The 17,684-nt window shown below is 40.1% G+C and carries 16 protein-coding genes and 1 tRNA gene; 9 read left to right on the top strand and 8 right to left on the bottom strand.

What is annotated here, in order from left to right; all coding sequences use genetic code 11:
- Positions 1 to 760 precede the first annotated feature (760 nt).
- Positions 761 to 2,224, bottom strand: coding sequence for a ribosomal protection-like ABC-F family protein (gene abc-f / locus Q0P34_RS05810; protein ID WP_294954178.1), 1,464 nt, complete (start codon positions 2,222 to 2,224; stop codon positions 761 to 763).
- A 163-nt stretch (positions 2,225 to 2,387) separates the two neighbouring features.
- On the opposite strand from abc-f, the gene rlmN reads away from it, so the two are divergent.
- Positions 2,388 to 3,395 carry a 23S rRNA (adenine(2503)-C(2))-methyltransferase RlmN gene (gene rlmN, locus Q0P34_RS05805; RefSeq protein ID WP_177928818.1) on the top strand — a complete coding sequence of 336 codons (1,008 nt, stop codon included), beginning with the start codon at positions 2,388 to 2,390 and terminating at the stop codon, positions 3,393 to 3,395.
- On the top strand, positions 3,328 to 3,675 hold the full coding sequence (locus Q0P34_RS08445; protein WP_366783735.1) for a PHP domain-containing protein: 348 nt from the start codon (positions 3,328 to 3,330) through the stop codon (positions 3,673 to 3,675). Before rlmN ends, Q0P34_RS08445 begins: the two co-directional genes overlap by 68 nt.
- Here the strand turns inward: Q0P34_RS08445 and Q0P34_RS05800 are convergent.
- Positions 3,638 to 3,874, bottom strand: a complete 237-nt coding sequence (locus Q0P34_RS05800; protein ID WP_294954170.1) for an HTH domain-containing protein — start codon at positions 3,872 to 3,874, stop codon at positions 3,638 to 3,640. The two genes, Q0P34_RS08445 and Q0P34_RS05800, sit on opposite strands and share 38 nt — an antisense overlap.
- A 147-nt stretch (positions 3,875 to 4,021) precedes the next feature.
- Here Q0P34_RS05800 and Q0P34_RS05795 point away from each other — a divergent pair, with 147 nt between their 5' ends.
- Positions 4,022 to 4,498 (top strand): hypothetical protein, encoded by a 477-nt coding sequence (locus Q0P34_RS05795; protein WP_294954168.1) that lies wholly within the window; start codon positions 4,022 to 4,024, stop codon positions 4,496 to 4,498.
- Positions 4,499 to 5,334: 836 nt separating this feature from the next.
- Here the strand turns inward: Q0P34_RS05795 and Q0P34_RS05790 are convergent.
- Positions 5,335 to 5,408: transfer RNA gene (locus Q0P34_RS05790), tRNA-Gln, on the bottom strand.
- A gap of 179 nt (positions 5,409 to 5,587) precedes the next feature.
- On the opposite strand from Q0P34_RS05790, the gene Q0P34_RS05785 reads away from it, so the two are divergent.
- Entirely contained in the window at positions 5,588 to 6,283 is a 696-nt protein-coding gene (locus Q0P34_RS05785; protein WP_294954165.1) for a JAB domain-containing protein, read from the top strand.
- Positions 6,284 to 6,464: 181 nt separating this feature from the next.
- Complete coding sequence (gene tnpA / locus Q0P34_RS05780) at positions 6,465 to 6,935, top strand: IS200/IS605 family transposase (RefSeq protein WP_294954162.1); 471 nt, start codon at positions 6,465 to 6,467, stop codon at positions 6,933 to 6,935.
- Between the two features lie 148 nt (positions 6,936 to 7,083).
- Here the strand turns inward: tnpA and Q0P34_RS05775 are convergent, their stop codons facing one another.
- Genes Q0P34_RS05775 through Q0P34_RS05750 form a run of 5 tightly spaced genes read right to left on the bottom strand, consistent with a single transcriptional unit; the run spans position 7,084 to position 11,885 of the window.
- Positions 7,084 to 7,599, bottom strand: a complete 516-nt coding sequence (locus tag Q0P34_RS05775; protein WP_294954159.1) for an S-ribosylhomocysteine lyase — start codon at positions 7,597 to 7,599, stop codon at positions 7,084 to 7,086.
- 17 nt (positions 7,600 to 7,616) lie between these two features.
- Positions 7,617 to 9,017 carry an aminopeptidase gene (locus tag Q0P34_RS05770; RefSeq protein ID WP_294954156.1) on the bottom strand — a complete coding sequence of 467 codons (1,401 nt, stop codon included), beginning with the start codon at positions 9,015 to 9,017 and terminating at the stop codon, positions 7,617 to 7,619.
- Positions 9,014 to 10,582: an L-threonylcarbamoyladenylate synthase gene (locus Q0P34_RS08440; protein WP_366783731.1), complete on the bottom strand. Its 1,569-nt coding sequence runs from the start codon at positions 10,580 to 10,582 to the stop codon at positions 9,014 to 9,016. The genes Q0P34_RS05770 and Q0P34_RS08440 overlap by 4 nt, the downstream gene beginning before the upstream one ends.
- Positions 10,583 to 10,585: 3 nt before the next feature.
- The gene (gene prfA / locus Q0P34_RS05755; protein ID WP_294954153.1) at positions 10,586 to 11,662 is read right to left on the bottom strand and encodes a peptide chain release factor 1; all 1,077 of its coding nucleotides are present in this window, start codon (positions 11,660 to 11,662) and stop codon (positions 10,586 to 10,588) included.
- Between the two features lie 37 nt (positions 11,663 to 11,699).
- Complete coding sequence (locus tag Q0P34_RS05750) at positions 11,700 to 11,885, bottom strand: DUF951 domain-containing protein (RefSeq protein WP_294954150.1); 186 nt, start codon at positions 11,883 to 11,885, stop codon at positions 11,700 to 11,702.
- A 129-nt stretch (positions 11,886 to 12,014) separates the two neighbouring features.
- On the opposite strand from Q0P34_RS05750, the gene Q0P34_RS05745 reads away from it, so the two are divergent.
- The 4 genes from Q0P34_RS05745 to Q0P34_RS05730 all read left to right on the top strand — a co-directional run bounded on the left by Q0P34_RS05745 (position 12,015) and on the right by Q0P34_RS05730 (position 17,497).
- Positions 12,015 to 12,923, top strand: a complete 909-nt coding sequence (locus Q0P34_RS05745) for a S1 RNA-binding domain-containing protein (protein ID WP_294954147.1) — start codon at positions 12,015 to 12,017, stop codon at positions 12,921 to 12,923.
- A 110-nt stretch (positions 12,924 to 13,033) separates the two neighbouring features.
- Complete coding sequence (locus Q0P34_RS05740; RefSeq protein ID WP_294954144.1) at positions 13,034 to 14,845, top strand: hypothetical protein; 1,812 nt, start codon at positions 13,034 to 13,036, stop codon at positions 14,843 to 14,845.
- Positions 14,846 to 14,968: 123 nt separating this feature from the next.
- Entirely contained in the window at positions 14,969 to 16,498 is a 1,530-nt protein-coding gene (locus Q0P34_RS05735; protein WP_294954141.1) for an MFS transporter, read from the top strand.
- Between the two features lie 12 nt (positions 16,499 to 16,510).
- Positions 16,511 to 17,497: a hypothetical protein gene (locus Q0P34_RS05730; RefSeq protein ID WP_294954138.1), complete on the top strand. Its 987-nt coding sequence runs from the start codon at positions 16,511 to 16,513 to the stop codon at positions 17,495 to 17,497.
- Positions 17,498 to 17,684: the final 187 nt, after the last annotated feature.

Here is a 17,684-nt window from a genome sequence, read left to right as displayed (position 1 = left end):
CCACTTTTCGCAAAACTGCATTTTGCTCCAAAATCTGCTGCTGGGTCGGTGTCAGTTTGTTCCAAATTGGAAAATAGGATGAAAAATCCATGGGTACACCTCCTTGAATACATATAGTATAAAATAATTTATGGCATGTGTCAACAATTCCGTTGCCATATAGGAAAAGGAGATAATAGTGTGCAAAATAAGAATAAATCTAATTCAAAATTCCTAATACCATTTTCAAAAGGATTTTTTGGTAAAAATCGGAATAATTCCTACCCGACTTTTGCGTTATAGACAAACAAAAAAGAGCTGAAAATCAACTCTTATTTTATGGCAGAGGTATAAGAACCTGCACTTTGTGCAGAACCTTGGCGTTCGGGCACTTAACACCCTCGGCTAATAGGATTCTGCGAATCCTTACTTCTTCGCAGAAGAAGAAAACAGGCACCTAATGGTGCCTGTTTTCCTCTTGGCAGAGGTATAAGGATTCGAACCTTAAATGACGGAGTCAGAGCCACACAATGCTTCATACAAAATGCCCATTTCAAGCACGTTTCAAGGCTCTCGTATCTCTCAAATGTCTCTGTGAATTTTTTTCGAATCTTTTGCCTCTAAATATTCGATTTTAATACTACGAATTACAGTGCAAATCGTATATGTCTTAACTTGCATATATCTAATTCATATAAAAAATCATCGGTCTCTTTAGCATATTGTTTTTGTTCATTAGTGAGATTAAAATTATAATAATTTTTCATAAATATATACCTCTTCAAACGACATTTATCGTTTTTGTAGAAACTGTGTTTTGAAATAATCTATCATGTTCAATAAAAATCATCGTAGGTTGATATGTATTAATTAATCTTTCTATCTGTATTCGAGAAAACATATCGATATAATTTAATGGTTCGTCCCATACGTATATGTGCGCCTTTTCACATAAGCTCCCAGCAACAAGTACCTTTTTCTTTTGTCCTTCTGAATATTCTTCAATGTTTCGTTCGAAATGAATTTTAGTAAAGCCCATCTTCTGTAAAATTGCTTTAAATAAAGATTCGTCTATTTTTTTTGAAACTGCATAATCTGTTAAGCTCCCAGTTAAAAACGATGTATCTTGTGGTATATAGGAAATAATCAAATTTGAAGCAATAAAAATGTCGCCACGATGTTGTATATTTCCATTTACAAGTGCTTTAATTAAACTGCTTTTCCCACTTCCATTTTTTCCATTTAATACAACTCTATCCCCCTTTTTTAGTGAGAATGAAACCGGTGAATTTATCAAATTATCATCATAAATCATAGATACATCCTTATATTCAACCAATAATTCTGAGTGATATTCCAAAGGGTATATCTTCAAATCTTGATCGTACTCATAGTTTTTTAAAAGTTTTGACTTTTCTTCTATAGATCTATTTTGTCGAGTTTCAAGATTCTTTGATTTCTGCATTAATTTGGTGGCCTTATGGCTTACAAATCCTTTATCTTTTGCTCCTTTTTTTGCCTTTTCTGATTTGTTTGACCACTCTGCATTCTTTCTTGCTGCTTCCTGAAGTTTTTTTATATCCTTATTGATGCGAATATTTTGAAGCATCTCTGATTTTTGCTGGTTTTCAAAATTTTCAAGCCATGTTGAAAAATCGCAATAATAAACTTCAATGCTCGATTTGTTTATTGTTAAAATGTGATCTATACATTCGTCTAAAAACATTCTATCATGAGAGATTAAAATATATCCCTTCTTGCTTTTAAGATATTTTGAAACTAATTCTCTTGATTCAACATCAAGATGATTGGTAGGTTCATCTATTAACAGAAATTGGTGATCGTTCATGAATAATGCCACTAAAAGTATTTTAGTTTGCTCTCCATTTGATAAGATATCAAATGGTTTATATAGTATTTCTATATCCAAATCTACAGATGACATCTCTTTCATAAATTCCCAATCTTCTGCACTTGGACAAACTTCTTGTAGAATTTCGATGGTCATCCTTTCTTTGTTTTCGATTTTACACGGAAAATAAACAAATTTCTCGTTGCAAATAATTTTACCTGTATATTCGTATTGATTCATAAGTAATTTACAAAGAGTAGTCTTGCCTCTTCCATTTCTCCCAACTAAACCCAATTTCCATGAGGTATCCAACTGAAAACTTGTGTTTTCAAAAATATTATCGTAACTTCCAGGGTAAGAGAAAGTTAAATTTTCAACAATAATAGCAGACATATGTTTTTCAACTCCGTACAATTCGTGCTTTTGTGTAATCATAACATTTTTCTAATAGATAATCAAGTAAATCAAAATTTATTTCAAAAGAATTTATTGACAACAATGTATTCTTACATTATTATAAATATATTAGTATAATAAGAGAGTTGAGAAAATAATTATGCCAAAATTCAAAAAGGAAAACCCAATAACAGAGGAAATGATTTACAAGGATCCTTTTAACTACACATTAAAAGATATTTCACCAATTCTTGGAGAAAAAAAGGCAAATTCGTTTTACAAATCGATTTATCGTGCAAGAAATTTCAAACCTTATAAAACCATTAAAATAGTTGATATTTTCAACGGTGGAGACACTAGAAAATATGCATTTAAATTAAATGATGGATATTGTATTGAAACTGTATGTATAAAAAGAAAGACAGGAACAACTATATGTGTAAGTACTATGGTGGGATGCCCTGTGGGTTGTTATTTTTGCGAATCAGGTAGCAATGGATTTGTGAGAAATTTAACAGCATCTGAAATAGTTCAACAGGTGCTATTAGTAAAAGAACGAGTTAATAGAATAGTTTTTATGGGGATGGGAGAACCATTGTTGAATTATGATAACCTAATAAAATCTATTCATATATTAAGGGATCGAAATGGATATAACTTTCCAACTGATGGTATCACCATTTCCACAGTAGGTCCCTTAGCTCAATTAAAAAAGCTTAGAGAAGAACACATAAAGATCCAATTCACTTTATCACTACATGCTACAAACCAAAATACTCGAGACAAAATCATTCCTCATATGAAGAATAATGACATTAACGAGGTTGTTGAAGCAGCATTGTCTTATTCGGAAAGACATAATAGAAAAATCACTATTGCGTATCTGTTAATTCCAGGAGTAAATGATAAACCGAATGATGTTAGACAACTTGCTAAATGGTTTAGAAATAAAAATGTCATGATTAATCTATTGCAGTACAATGATACTGAGTGTAGTAGAATCCAACGTCCAAACAAACAACAATTGACTGTTTTCAAAAACAAATTACAAGAAAAAGGGTTGGATGTTACTATTAGAGAATCGCGTGGAAACAAAATAAATGCAGCTTGTGGGCAACTTGTTAGTTATCATAACAAGAAACGTTCTATGTCTGATAGAAATGAGTGATAAAAATCAAGTTAAATCTGAAAGATGCCGAAAGGAATGTGTTATGAGGTTTTCTGATATGCATGTTCATTCTACTTTTTCTTCAGATGGAAAATCAAGTATGAATGAGCATTGCGAAATAGCAAAACAAAAAAAATTAAAATCGATATGCTTTACAGAACATGTTGATCTTAATGATAAAGAAATAAATTTGGGAAAAATGATTAATAAAAGTTCACAATTATTTAATGTTGATGAATATTTCAATGAGATTGATAATATGAAAAAAAGATATATCTGATTGATGTATCAAGCTCATCAATATGAGTTTCGGCTATGTATGCTCGCAGGTCATCAATGTCACGCTGAATAGTTTTGTTTGAAACGCCGAATTCGTTTGCAAGACTCTCCTTAACAACCTCCTCACCCTTATTCAGCCTTTCATATATGTTCAAAAGCCTAAAGCCTTTGTTTGTACCAAAATCAAAATAATTGTTCATTTTATTTATCACCTCAACCTCATTATAGCATAAAAGATGGACAAAATCTGTACCTCTAAAAAATTTTTATGATAGACATTTCCTGTCCAAGTAAGCCTCTATAATGAAATCAGGATAAAATCCTAAATGAATTTTTGGAGGTACATTATGAAAATCATAAACTTACTAAAGGAAAACAAAAAGGCAAAAATAATTCTTGCAGTTGTAGTAGGGATTATTGCAATCATTTCCATTGCATCTGCAAAATCTTCAGGTCCGGATATTAGCAAGGACCTTGTTAAAATGTACAGCAATGATGCACAAATGCTGATTGACGGCAGCTATTCTGGAGAAACATATAAAAATGCGAAGAAGAATGTTGAATGTGTATTCAAGGGTGATTCAAAGAAATATAATTTTTACGGAATTGCTGTTGAGATAAGCTATAAGCAATACAATGCTGCCAACGATGATTGGGAGGACGGCTCATATAATGTTTTCTATTATATCAATCAGCCTAAGGGCGAGAAGACCTATGAACAGATAAGCAAGGATACTTACGATAAAAGAAGCGGAGATGCCTATAAAGCAGCGATTAAGAGTATAAAAGGAATGATTCAAACTTATAAAAACATTGATATGTAAAGCATTGAAATAAAATATTAGGTCTGGATATTAAAACTCCTTTGTGGTATTGTATGATACTGCAAAGGAGTCTTTATTTTTGGCAGTTTCGTAAAAGTTTAGGGTGCATTTGATGTGCCGATAGGGAGAATTAGATTCCACGCAAACAATAGAAATCTTTTTCAAAAAATAGGCTACCCCTAGTCTAATCATTTATACTATAACAATAAGAAAGGCTGATTTTTCTGAAAAATAAGAATAAATCTCAAAATTCCTAATACCATTTTCAAAAAAGATTTTTATGGGTAAAAATCGGAATGATTCCTACCCGACTTTTGCGTTATAGACAAATAAAAAAGAGCTGAAAATCAGCTCTTTTTTAGTGGAAGCGAAGCAAGGACTATAACACATACAAACAGAGTCCAGTGTGATAGCGCGACACTATACCACTGGGTATTAAATTGACTTGAACATTAGAGGATTGTCTCTCAAATGTCTCTGTGATTATTGCCGTAAATTGCCAAAAATAACCATTTCGATTTTCAAAATCAATAGATTTATGCCTAATTTTTGGTATCTCTCAAGTGTCTCTCTAAAGATTTTATCATATTTTCACAAGCCGAAAAATATGGCTATTTTGGGCTGTTTTAGGTAATTTTGGGACAAAAAAAGAGCAAATCCGTTCGGATTTGCTCTTTTTGGCAGAGGTATAAGAACCTCACCCGTTACCAAAATCAAAGATTTTGAACAGGTACCCGAGAACCTTGTTACTCGCCTTGCTCGTAATAACGATTCTTCGAATCCTTACTTCTTCGCAGAAGAAGAAAACAGGCACCTAATGGTACCTGTTTTACTCTTGGCAGAGGTATAAGGATTCGAACCTTAAATGACGGAGTCAGAGTCCGGAGTGTTACCGTTACACTATACCTCTATGTATTCGCTTTTGCTAAATTATTATAACACAGATTTTTGAAAATGCAAGTGTTTTTTGCAAAAAAGTTTGTTATTGCAAATTCTTTTAATAATTGCTTTGTTCACTTAAACAAGGACTTGAACAAGGGAGGAATAAATGGTAAAATTATACAGGAAGCAAATTGGGAGGTGGTTGAAGTGGCAGACATTGAAAAATCCGAGCTTCGCAAGAAGCTAAAGGCTGATTTTGTTGCCAACGGCTTTGACGGATTAAGCTACTGGCAGGCACTTGAAAATGCACTTTGTGCATCACTGCCGAGATGTGATGCGAAGGCTATCACCGACACCCTGAGCGAAAAATACGTTTCCGTTGAAAACACAAAAAAGATTCCGGCATTGCAGATGATAAAGGTTGACGGAATTCACCCCACAGCCGCAATATACATATCCCTGCTGCAAAGAGTTCCGCAAAGAATTATGCTTGGAAAAAACAGGAAAATCCGTTTTTTAACAACCACCGACAGGACACTTGAATATGCAAAAAACATGCTTTCGTTGCAGGAGATTGAGCGAGTTGCAATGATATGCTTGGACGAACGAAAACGAGTTGTCAATGCGCAATACATAGCCAAGGGCGAGGAAAGTCACGCAAGTGTTTCGCCGAGCTTAATTACGCAAATAATGACGATATACAAACCGAAATACGTAATTATGGCACACAATCATATTTGTGAATCGCTTGAGCCGTCGCACTCGGATGTAAGCTTTACCATAAACACCCGCAAGCTTATCGGCAGGCTGGGAGGAGAGCTGACGGATCACATCATAGTGAACAAGGATGATGCAATTTCCATGGCGAGCAACACTGATTTTTCATTCATATTTAACCAATAAAGGCAGTCTTAACACAAATCATTAAGGCTGCCTTTGTTTTGTTTGTAACAAAGGCAACCACCTGCTATGCAGGTGGAAAAGGAAAAGCTTTAGCGAGGAGAGAAGTGACAAAATAAAAACACCTTGATATATTAGAAGTAGGTTTGCCGACCAAAACTAAAATATCAAGGAGGTCTTAATCGTGAAAGAGAAAGACATAAATAGTTTAGACCATACAAGGTGGAGATGTCAATACCATGTGGTGTTTGCACCAAAGTACAGAAGAATGGCAATCTACGGAGAAATCAAGGTAGATATAGGAAAAATATTGAGACAATTATGCAAACAAAAAGGTATAGAGATAATAGAAGCCGAATTGTGTCAAGACCATATACATATGCTAATAAGTATACCGCCGAAATATAGTGTATCTCAAATAATGGGATATCTAAAAGGAAAAAGTAGCCTGATGATATTCGACCGACACGCAAATTTAAAATACAAGTATGGGAATCGACATTTTTGGGCAAGAGGATATTTCGTAGATACAGTGGGGCGCAACAAAAAGCAAATACAAGAGTACATACGAAATCAATTGACAGAAGATAAAATAGCAGACCAAATAGAATTGAAAGAGTTTGTAGACCCGTTTACGGGTAGCGTGAACAAGTAGGTAAAAAAATAACCCCTTTAGGGGTAGCCTGAAAAAACAATGCGGTCGGCAAACTTTTCAGTGCCCCTTTAGGGGTTGTGTCCGTAAAAAGCCCTTCTAGGGCTTACTCAAGCCTCCGGCTTAGCCGGAGGTCTTGACTTATATTGAATTATGAATCGTAAAAAATCTGTCCCTTTTCGGTTTGGATACGCTGTTCAACGGGATACTCAAAGCCCGGATTTGCCTTTAGAATATCTGCAAAAAGCCTTGCCTCGTACCTTGCCATATTCAAATCGTGAAGAATGTAGTTGCCGCAGTTCTTTGGATTTGCACCGGGAACCTCGCCCTCATAATCCGCACAGTATTCATACGCTCTGATCATAAGAGGCAAAATCTCCTGCGGTGTAGGATGTCCCTTAACAATAAGGTAGCATCCGGTAAGACAGCCCATTGGTCCCCAATAAATTATCCTATCCTTCCACTCATCGTCATTACGCAAAAAGGTTGCAATGATATGCTCGATGGTGTGCATTGCATTTGGATGAACGGCGGGCTCTGCATTCGGCCTTTTCATCCTAATATCAAAGGTTGTGGCAAATTCTTCACCGAGGGTGTCGAGCCTTGATTCATAAATACCCGGCACAATACGGTTATGATCAACCTGAAAGCTTGGAATTAAGTCCATAATAAATCTCCTGTTTCTTATTTTGTAAAGAAGGTCAAAAATGCCTTGTATGCCATATAAACATCAATCTTTGACACAATCTCGTACGGTGAATGCATAGACAAAACGGGAACACCGACATCAATGGTATCAACATCCATATTTGCAATATACATAGCGACTGTTCCTCCGCCGCCTGCATCTACCTTTCCAAGCTCGCCCGACTGCCACAAAACATGATTTTCCTCAAGCAGAGATTTTACCCAGCTGACATATTCTGCGCTTGCGTCGGATGTTCCGCTCTTGCCTCTTGAGCCCGTAAACTTGGTTACGCAAACTCCATTATTTATAAAGCTTGTGTTATTTTTTTCAAACGGTGATGACCAGGTTGGGTCGTAAGCAGCATTAACATCAGCGCTCAAGCACTTTGAATTACGAAGAACGTCTCTGCCCTCGTAGCCCTCAAGCCTTGCAAGGTCCTCAATAAAATATTTGAGATAGGAAGAATTAAGGCCTGTGTTGCCGTCGGAGCCTGTTTCCTCTTTATCGGTTAGAACGGTAATTGCTGTATATTCGGGAGCGTCATCGATATTGAGAATAGCCTGCAATGCAGGATATGAGCAAACTCTGTCATCGTGACCGTAGCCACCGATAAGGCTCCTGTCAAAGCCAATATCGTCTACCGTAAAGGCAGGCACAAGCTCTAATTCGGCTGACAGAAAATCACGCTCAACGATACCGTACTTTTCATAAAGAAGCGACAAAAGGTTAAGCTTGATTCTTTCGCTTTCCTCATCATCCTTAAACGGACGGGAGCCGATAACAACATTGAGCTCCTCGCCCTTAACAAGCTCGTTTGCCTTGCGTGACATTTGGTCTGCACCAAGATGAGGAAGAATATCGGTAATGCAGAACTTTGGCTCGCCTGCCTCCTCGCCGATACGAACATCAACAAAGGAGCCGTCATTCTTGCAAATTCTGCCGTGGAGCGAAAGCGGAATTGCTGTCCACTGATATTTCTTTATACCGCCGTAGTAATGCGTTTTGAAGTATCCGAGACCGTCAAGCTCATAAACAGGACACTGCTTTAGGTCAATTCTCGGAGAATCAATATGTGCCGCAGAAATTCTTACGCCGTCCTTGATGCTTCTTTTACCCTTTACACAAAGAATAATTGATTTGCCTCGGTTCATATAGTAAACCTTTGCACCCGGCTCAAGCTCTCCTCCAAACTCGTCAAATCGCTGAAAGCCGTTTGCCTGTGCAATATCCTCTACCCATGCGGCAACCTCTCTTTCGGTTTTACACTCTGCAAGAAACTCCTTGTAGCCCTCGCAAAAATCATCACATTCGTTGAGCTCATCCTCGGTCATAAAATCTATGCCGTTTTCCTTTTTGTTAAACAGCATATCCTTTAACTGCTTTGTTTTTTCACTCATAAGATAACCTCCAATATATTTTCTATCTGTGTGGCAATATTCTCGCCGTTGTTATAGACTGTATAATCACTGTGGGAAATATAAAAATCCTCGTCATACTGTGCAGACATTCTCGCTCTTGCCTGCTGCTCTGTTATATTATCCCTTGCCATAATGCGCTTTATTCGTGTAGGCTCATCGGCAACAACGCAAATAACCTTGTAGCAATCCTTTTCAAGACCTGCCTCGAAAAGCTGAGGTGCGTCAAGAACGCAAATGCCGTCTGCCTGCTGTCTGCAAAGCTGTGCAATACGCGGATGAGTAATGCTGTTTAGCAGGTCGGTATGCTCCTTTGTATCAAAGCACCTCGACGCAAGCAGTCCTCTGTCAAGCTCACCGTCAACAAGAATATCGTTACCGAACGCATTTGCAAGCTCGTCCAAAACCGGCGAGCCTTTTTTTGTTATACTGCGTGCAACGGCATCGCAATCAATAATTTTGAAGCCGTGCTTTTTCAGCTCATTACAAACATAGCCCTTGCCTGCACCCGTTTGACCTGTTAAGCCAACGGTGAACGGCTTTGTTAAATCTATTATCTCAAAGGCGGCGGCACGGATAAGACGATTATACACCGCCATACCTACACCGTCCTTGCCGGGAATACGCGCATAAACCTTTTTTGCGCCCATTTCGTCAAGCATTCGAAGGGCGTCAAAAAGCTCCCTTGCCTGACTTAAATCGTCATTTTCCCTGCCAAAAGTCACCTTTGGAACGGTAACATTATCATCATCAAAGCACAAGGCAAAGCAATCCTTACGCGAATTGACAAATTGCTCATAATGCTCCCTGTCGGCATTAACAATTACAACCCTTGCCTTTGGGGAATAATGCTTATATTTCATACCGGGTGAGGCGGCAACCTCATCATTTTTCATTCCCTCAATAACGGCAGGTGCAATCTTTATTTCGCCGATGACAGCCTCTATCATTTCCTTTGTTACGGCACCGGGACGAAGAAGAACGGGAGTCGGTTCGGCAAGAGTGATAACCGTGCTTTCCACACCGTATTCACAATCTCCGCCGTCAACGATAGCGTCAATCTTGCCCATCATATCATCAATAACATACTTTGCCCTTGTAGGCGACGGCAGTCCCGACGTATTTGCACTCGGCGCCGCAACAGGACAACCGCTTGCCTTGATTATTGCACGTGCAACCTCGTTTTGAGGCATACGAACAGCAACGGTGTCAAGTCCTCCGCTGACAGTACTGCCTATCTTATCCGACTTTTTCAGTATGATAGTTAACGGAGCGGGAAAGAATGCGTCGATAAGTGCCTGCGCCTTTGGAGTTACCTCCCGAACAAGCTCGGCAATATCCTCCTTTTGAGCAATATGTACAATCAGAGGATTATCCGACGGTCTGCCCTTTGCACAATAAATGCGGCGAACGGCATCATCATCAAATGCATTGGCTCCGAGGCCGTACACCGTTTCGGTAGGAAAAGCAACCAGGCCTCCGTCTGCTATAATCCTGCCTGCCTCGGCAATATCATATTCAGTTGTGCCAAGCAGTTTTGTTTGCATTGCTTATTCTTCTCCCTGTGCCTTGAGCTTTTCTGCCGTGTCTGCGGTGATAAGTGCATCGATAAGCTCATCCATATCACCGTTAAGAATTGCCTCAAGCTTGTAAAGGGTAAGGTTAATTCTATGGTCGGAAACTCTGCCCTGCGGATAGTTATATGTTCTTATTCTTTCACTTCTGTCGCCTGTGCCGACCTGCGCCTTACGCTCACCTGCGATTTGAGCATTTTGCTTTTCTCTTTCTGCATCAAGAAGTCTTGCACGCAGAACAAGAAGCGCCTTTTCTTTGTTTTGGTGCTGTGAACGTTGGTCCTGACATTCAACAACAGTGCCGGTAGGTATATGCGTTACCCTGATTGCAGATGATGTTTTGTTAATATGCTGACCTCCTGCACCGGATGCACGGAAGGTATCTATCTGCAAATCCTTATCGAGTATCTCAAAATCAACCTCTTCAGCCTCCGGCAAAACGGCAACGGTGGTTGTTGAGGTGTGAATTCTGCCCTGGCTTTCCGTTTCAGGTACTCGCTGAACACGGTGAACTCCCGACTCAAACTTAAACCTTGAATAAGCACCGTCACCCGTGATGCTAAAGCTTATTTCCTTGTATCCGCCAAGTCCTGTTTCGCTTGCAGACAGCACCTCGGTCTTAAAGCCCTTTGACTCGGCATACATAGAATACATACGGTAAAGCACCCCTGCAAAAAGTGCACTTTCCTCACCGCCTGCACCGCCGCGAATTTCTACGATTACATTTTTATCATCGTTAGGGTCGCGAGGCAAAAGAAGAATTTTCAGCTCCTCGCTGAGCCTTTCCATATCTTCCCTGCTTTGCTCAAACTCTTCCTTTACCATTGCGGCAAAATCTTCATCAAGCGAGCTGTCACCAAGCATTTCTCGGCTTTCCTCGTTGGTGTCCTTTGCCTGCTTGTATTCCCTAAACTTTTCAACAATAGGGGTAAGATTTTTAAGCTCCTTCATCAAAGCAGTGTAGCGCTCCATATCCGCAACAACCTCGCTTTGACAAACAAGCTCGTTTACCTCCTCATATCTCTTTTCAACCTCTTCAAGCTTATCAAACATAAAAATTCCTCACTTACCTTGCTTACAATTACTCAAATTATTGCTCTGCGGGTGTAACAACACGAATGTTTTTTTCTATTTTACTTCTTGCAACGGTTACAACATGACCGCATCCAAGGCACTTGATTTTGAAATCAGCACCTATACGCAAAACCTCAAAATTCTTACTGCCACAGGGATGTGGCTTTTTTACCGTTATTACATCTCCAACCTGAATATTCACGAAATCACCATAATTAATCAAATTATTCTTTATTATAACACCATTATGCTGTCATATCAATAGGGTACCCTAACATATTTTGAAGAGGTGCAACATAGAATTGAATACTAAAGCAAAGGAAGGATTACAATGAATTATTATCCGGAGGGTATAAATTTTTCAGACAGAAAATTCACAAGCAGAGATGAAATTTTAAGGGCAATTGCCGACGGCGAGATTGTGGAAGGCAGAGTCCTGCTGTGCGACACGCAGCACAATCTGCACGTGGATTTGGGGGTGATGAGCGGAGTTATTCCGAGGTGCGAGGGAGCCCTTGGAATTGAGGACGGCAGGGTGCGTGACATTGCCCTGATAAGCAAGGTTAACAAGCCTGTATGCTTCAAAATTATAGCAATCAAGCAGGACGAATACGGCAACGACTATGCCCTGCTGTCACGCAGAATAGTTCAGCTTGAATGTATGCGTGACTACATATCCCTATTATCAAGCGGTGACATAATAACGGCAAGGGTAACCCACTTGGAAAAATTCGGAGCCTTTATTGACATCGGTGCCGGCATAAACTCGCTTATACCCATCGATATGCTCTCGGTATCGCGAATTAATCACCCTAACGAAAGGTTGAAAATCGGTCAGGTTATACAAACTGTATTAAGAAAGAGGGAGGAAAACAAGCTTACCTTTTCGCTCAAGGAGCTGCTCGGCACATGGAAAGAAAATGTCAGCAAATACCACGTAGGCGAAACCGTACCGGGAATTGTCCGCAGCATAGAGGACTATGGTGTGTTTGTTGAGCTTGAGCCAAATCTTGCAGGGCTTGCAGAGCCATACAAAAAGCTTGAGCCGGGACAAAGGGTGTCGGTATTTATAAAATCGATTTTACCCGAAAAAATGAAGGTAAAGCTGGTTGTTGTTGATGCATTTGAGGATTATGCAGATGTACAGGAGCTGAAGTATTACATTTCAGACGGTAAGATTACGAATTGGCAATACTCACCTGAGGGCGCAATTAAACAGGTGACAACGAAATTTGAATAAGGCAATGCAGAGTAATCCAAACCTCCTCGACAATACTTGTTGCAAATCACGACAATATATGATAATATGTATAATAGATTTGTATACGTTGTGACAAGGGAGGTGAGATTATGAGCAAAAAGAGGTACAACTACTTTGACGATGAGCCTATTGAAGAATTCCTATATGACGAGGATACTCATAACGAGGCAGAAAACAGCAGTGCTGCAAGCAAAGAGCAAAGCGTTGCAAGGCACATCCCCAAGCACAAAAGCGTTGCAAATAGAATTGCAGGTGTTGTAAAATCAATAATTATCGGTGTGCTTATGCTTTTTGCAAAGCTTTACAAAGCCATCAAAAAGGATATAGAGGACACCGCAGTTGAGGCAGAGGAATATGACAACAGACAGACCGTCAGCGAATTTGACGGACTTTTGCCGACGGCAGACGAGGTCGACGAGCCTACCGATGCCGATAACGGTACACCTGAACATATTGATTGGCAAGAGACAGATGAACACGTCGACGACGTTGGGCACAGAAGCATAGGTCCTTGGTTGAGAGCAATCATCGTCTTTGCAGTTACAATCCTGCTTATTGTTATCATAATCGTCACCGCTGTTATGAATTCTGCAAACAAGGTAAACAGCAGGCACAGCGAGTTTGAAAAGGATGCAACAAAAATCTGCACCGAATATGCCGAAAAATACGGCATAGCAAACTACAAATATATGAGCGAATACAATGTTAAGGGATATATGCTCACAGGCCTTTGCATTGTGCGAGAGGTGGATTTTGACGGCAACGGCAAATCGGAGCTTTTGCTTGCCTACAACGACAACGACGAATATTACACAGAGGTATGGGGCTACAAGGGCAACAATTTTGAACAGCTGTACCGTGACAAAATTCCGCAAAGCAACAACAAAAACGACGACGTTTGGATGTCGATTTACTCGAGCCACGACCTCTTTTACATTGCAAAGCACGACCCTGCAAATATATCTAATGTAACAATACTTAAGCTTGCAGGCCACGAATTCAAGAAAAAGGGTACGGCAGAATTCAATCCGCAGGATTTCACCTTTAAGGTAAAATCGCAGGACGCAACCGACAGCTTTGAGCGGATTAAATTTTCCGTTTTGCGAGAATCTAAGGCCTCTGTCATTGTGGAGCGCACGCTAAACTCTATGGATATGCACACCGAAAAAGCCGAAGAAGGCAATCCTGCAAAAAAGGCTACCGCAAGCACGGCATACTACGAGCTTGTGCAGGAATACATCAAAAGGTACGGCGAGCCGCAGCTTGTTACAAACACAAAAATGCCGCACATCAACGGCGTTGCAGGAGTTAACCTTGTAGACTTTAACGGCGACGGCACCGACGAGCTTATGCTTGTTTACAAAAAAACCGTAAGCCAGCGTGACGAGGACAGTGAGGGCAACTACATCACTGTTGAAAGCGAAAAATATTTTTGCGACATCTACACGTGGAACGGCAAAAACGCAATTCAGGTATATCAGGATGAGGGCATAGGCAATCTTTTGAACGATGAAGGCTCTGCATACTACATTCTCAAAAAAGACGGCGACCGTGTTTTCTACTGCACAAACAAGTTCAAATCCTCCGACTACGGCAGAAGCGTTACGGCAACCTCAAGGATGATGAGGCTTGGCGACGGCAGGTTTGAAACCGAGTTTAAGGCAAGCTACGAAACCGAATACGGCTACACCCGTTACTACATTGATGACGAAAAAACCTACAAAAACGCGTTCACTGAAAACGGCGGATTTTCGATTCCTCTGTTCGATGGCGAAGAGGAATACGACAATACCAAATGGCAGGTATGCTTTATGCAGGGAGAGCCTAAATGGGAGGTTAATGTTAAAACACAATATGACAAAACCGACTCAACGATAAAAACACTCAAATCAAAAAAATAGTTCTAATAAAAGCAGTTCTTGATTATAATTTAAGGATTGCTTTTATTTTGTTATGTAAAATTCTTGTAAAGTAAAAAGCACGGTGCTATAATAAAAATGAAAAAATTAAGAAGGAGATTTCTTATGGCTAAAACAAAGGGTGCTGTGGCAAATACTGCAACAGCCGAAAAAAAGTACATGAAGCCATCAGAGATTGTCACCTTTGGTATAGGACTGTTCGGCGTTGCCCTGCTGACAGGCTGGATGCCGGACTACACGATGACATTCTTTGCTGACTTCGCATTCAAGGGTAAGGGCTTTGACTCCCAACAGCTTGCAGATATTGTACCTCTTGTATTTGGATTTGCAGGCATCGTTGGTGCCGTGTGCGAGCTTGTCATAGGAGTTTTGGTTGACAGAACGCGTACCCCGCTCGGCAAGGTTAAGCCTTGGGTTGGCTTTGGTGCAATTCCTCTTGCAATAATCTCTATGCTTGTTTTTGTTGCACCAAATACATCATCGTTTACCGTAGCAACAATTTGGATGTTTGTGATTTATTCCCTTTACACCGCCGTTTCCTGTGCGGTTGAATCACCGTCCAACTGCTTTGGTGCGCTTTGCTCGCCAAACCCAAGCGAACGTTCAAGTGCAATATCCATTGCATCGTTTTTGCGTTCGGTAGGTCAATCGGGCGGTCAGGTTGTAATCATCGTTGTTCCGCTTATTATGAAGGCGCTTATGGGCCAACAGCAGTACAAGAACGCAGAGGGACAGGGTCTTGACCTCATCATTTCCACTGCGGTTTGTGCACTCGGTATGATAATCTTTGTTATGATTTTCTTCGGCAACAACAAGGAGCGCGTACCTTACACAAGTGAAAAGGTTTCTCTTGCAGAATCAATCAAGCTTGTTTTCACAAACAAGAATCTGCTTATGGTTTCACTTACAAAGCTGTTTGGCTTCGGCAGAGGTGTTTACGGCACAGTATCACTTTACATAGCTGTTTACCTACTTGGCTCAAAGGGACTAAAGCTTGCGCTTATGCTTCCTATGGGTATCGGTACGGCAGTGGGTACATTGCTTGTAAACTTTGTGCTCAAAAAGTTCTCTACAAAACAGACATACATTTTGTTCTGTGTTTACGGTGCATCTGCAATGGCAATTTTGTTCCTTGTTTCAAAGGGCATCGGCTTCAACAGCAATCTCATTATTCCGTTCTTGATTCTCAATTTCTTCTGCGGAATTCAGCACGGTAACACAAACGTAACTCCTAACATTATGATTGCCGACTGTATCGACGAAATGGAATACAAAACCGGCAAGCGTCAGGAGGGACTTGCATATGCAGGCTACGGCCTTTTCTCAAAGATTGCGTCAGCAGGTACAAAATGGCTTGCACCGGTGCTTGTTTACCAATGGTCAGGCTATCAGTTCTCCACAAGCCAAAACGTTGCATACGCAGCACAAAACAATGACGTTCTTGTTAAATTCCTTGCAATTTACACCGTTATCCCTGCAATCTTTGTAATTCTTCAGTTTGTTCCCGTTTTGTTCTACGATATGGTAGGCGAAAAGAAAAAGAGGATTACCGCTGCATTGCTTGAAAAGAGAGCTCAGGAGGAAGCAGAGCAGGATGACGCATCGGATGATGCCGTGATTGACGCTGCAGAATAGGAGGGATTGACTATGGCAAAAACTAAAAAAGGCTTTAGAGCAGGACTTTACGGCGTAGTATCCGGTATCCTTGTTGCCGCAATTCTCGTAGGTATGACCGTCTTTGCTTTCACTACAAGATACAATGCATTCTCTCCGGAAAAGGTTGCTCAATCCTATGCCGATACCATTGTTCAAACAGGCGACGGATACAATGCGCTCAAGGTTTCGTTGGTATCTAAAAACCAAAAGTTCGGCAACTTTGTTATCAATGCATACATGGCTCCTTACGTTAACGACAACAGCGGTAAGAAAAAGGGCGAGCCAAAGGTAGAGCAAAACAAAGCTATCGGCACGGGAAGCAAGGAGGAAACCGAGCTTCTTGACCAAATATACAACACAATGTACGTTTACTACGAAGAGCTTATGGCAACCGTAGGACTTGAAAACTACGACGAATTTTACAGCAGATACTTTGATATGCTCAAGCAGGTCAGAGTAGCGGTGCTCGGTGACGACTATATGGACACCGAATTTATGTTCAGCGTGTTCGAATCAAACGTGCAGACATACTCAAACAAGCTGACCGGTACCAAGAAAAAGCTTGCAGCCGACAAAAAAACCGTTCTTCAGAAGGAAACAACAGGTATTTATCAGGAAATGTACGGCAAGGACTACAAGCTGACAACGACTGTTACAAACACAAAGGAATTGTCTGCCGACGAGGTTAAGGCGTACGCTGATGAATACACAAACAGAATTCAGCCTTTGATTGAAAACGGCAAGAGCAAGGCTGCTGCACTTGCGAACGAAGATAAAAAGGAAGCAATGGAGCAGGCATTTGCAAATCTTGACATTGCAGACAGCATTGAGGCAGTTGACGAATGTACCGTTGAGGTCACAAATCAAAACGGCGATGTCGTTGCAAACACAAAGGTTTATGTTGTCAGAATCGGCAACAGCTGGTATGTGGACAATTCAAACACAAGCACAGCTCCGCTTTACATTGCGCAGGCATAAGGCATAAAGAACTAAATATTTAACAAAGCGGTCTATATTTTAGACCGCTTTTTTCTGCATTATTTTAGCCTTCGTAATGGAAAGCTTTTACAAATCTGTTACAATATTTACAAAATGGCAACATAAAACACTTGATATTTTTGTTGGATTGTTATATTATATATATAATTATTGGGTAAAAACGCAC

Origin of the sequence: uncultured Eubacterium sp. (assembly GCF_945980375.1) — a bacterium.
In the GTDB taxonomy this organism is placed as follows: domain Bacteria; phylum Bacillota; class Clostridia; order Oscillospirales; family Acutalibacteraceae; genus Eubacterium_R.
This window is presented reverse-complemented; position numbering and strand designations above follow the sequence as displayed.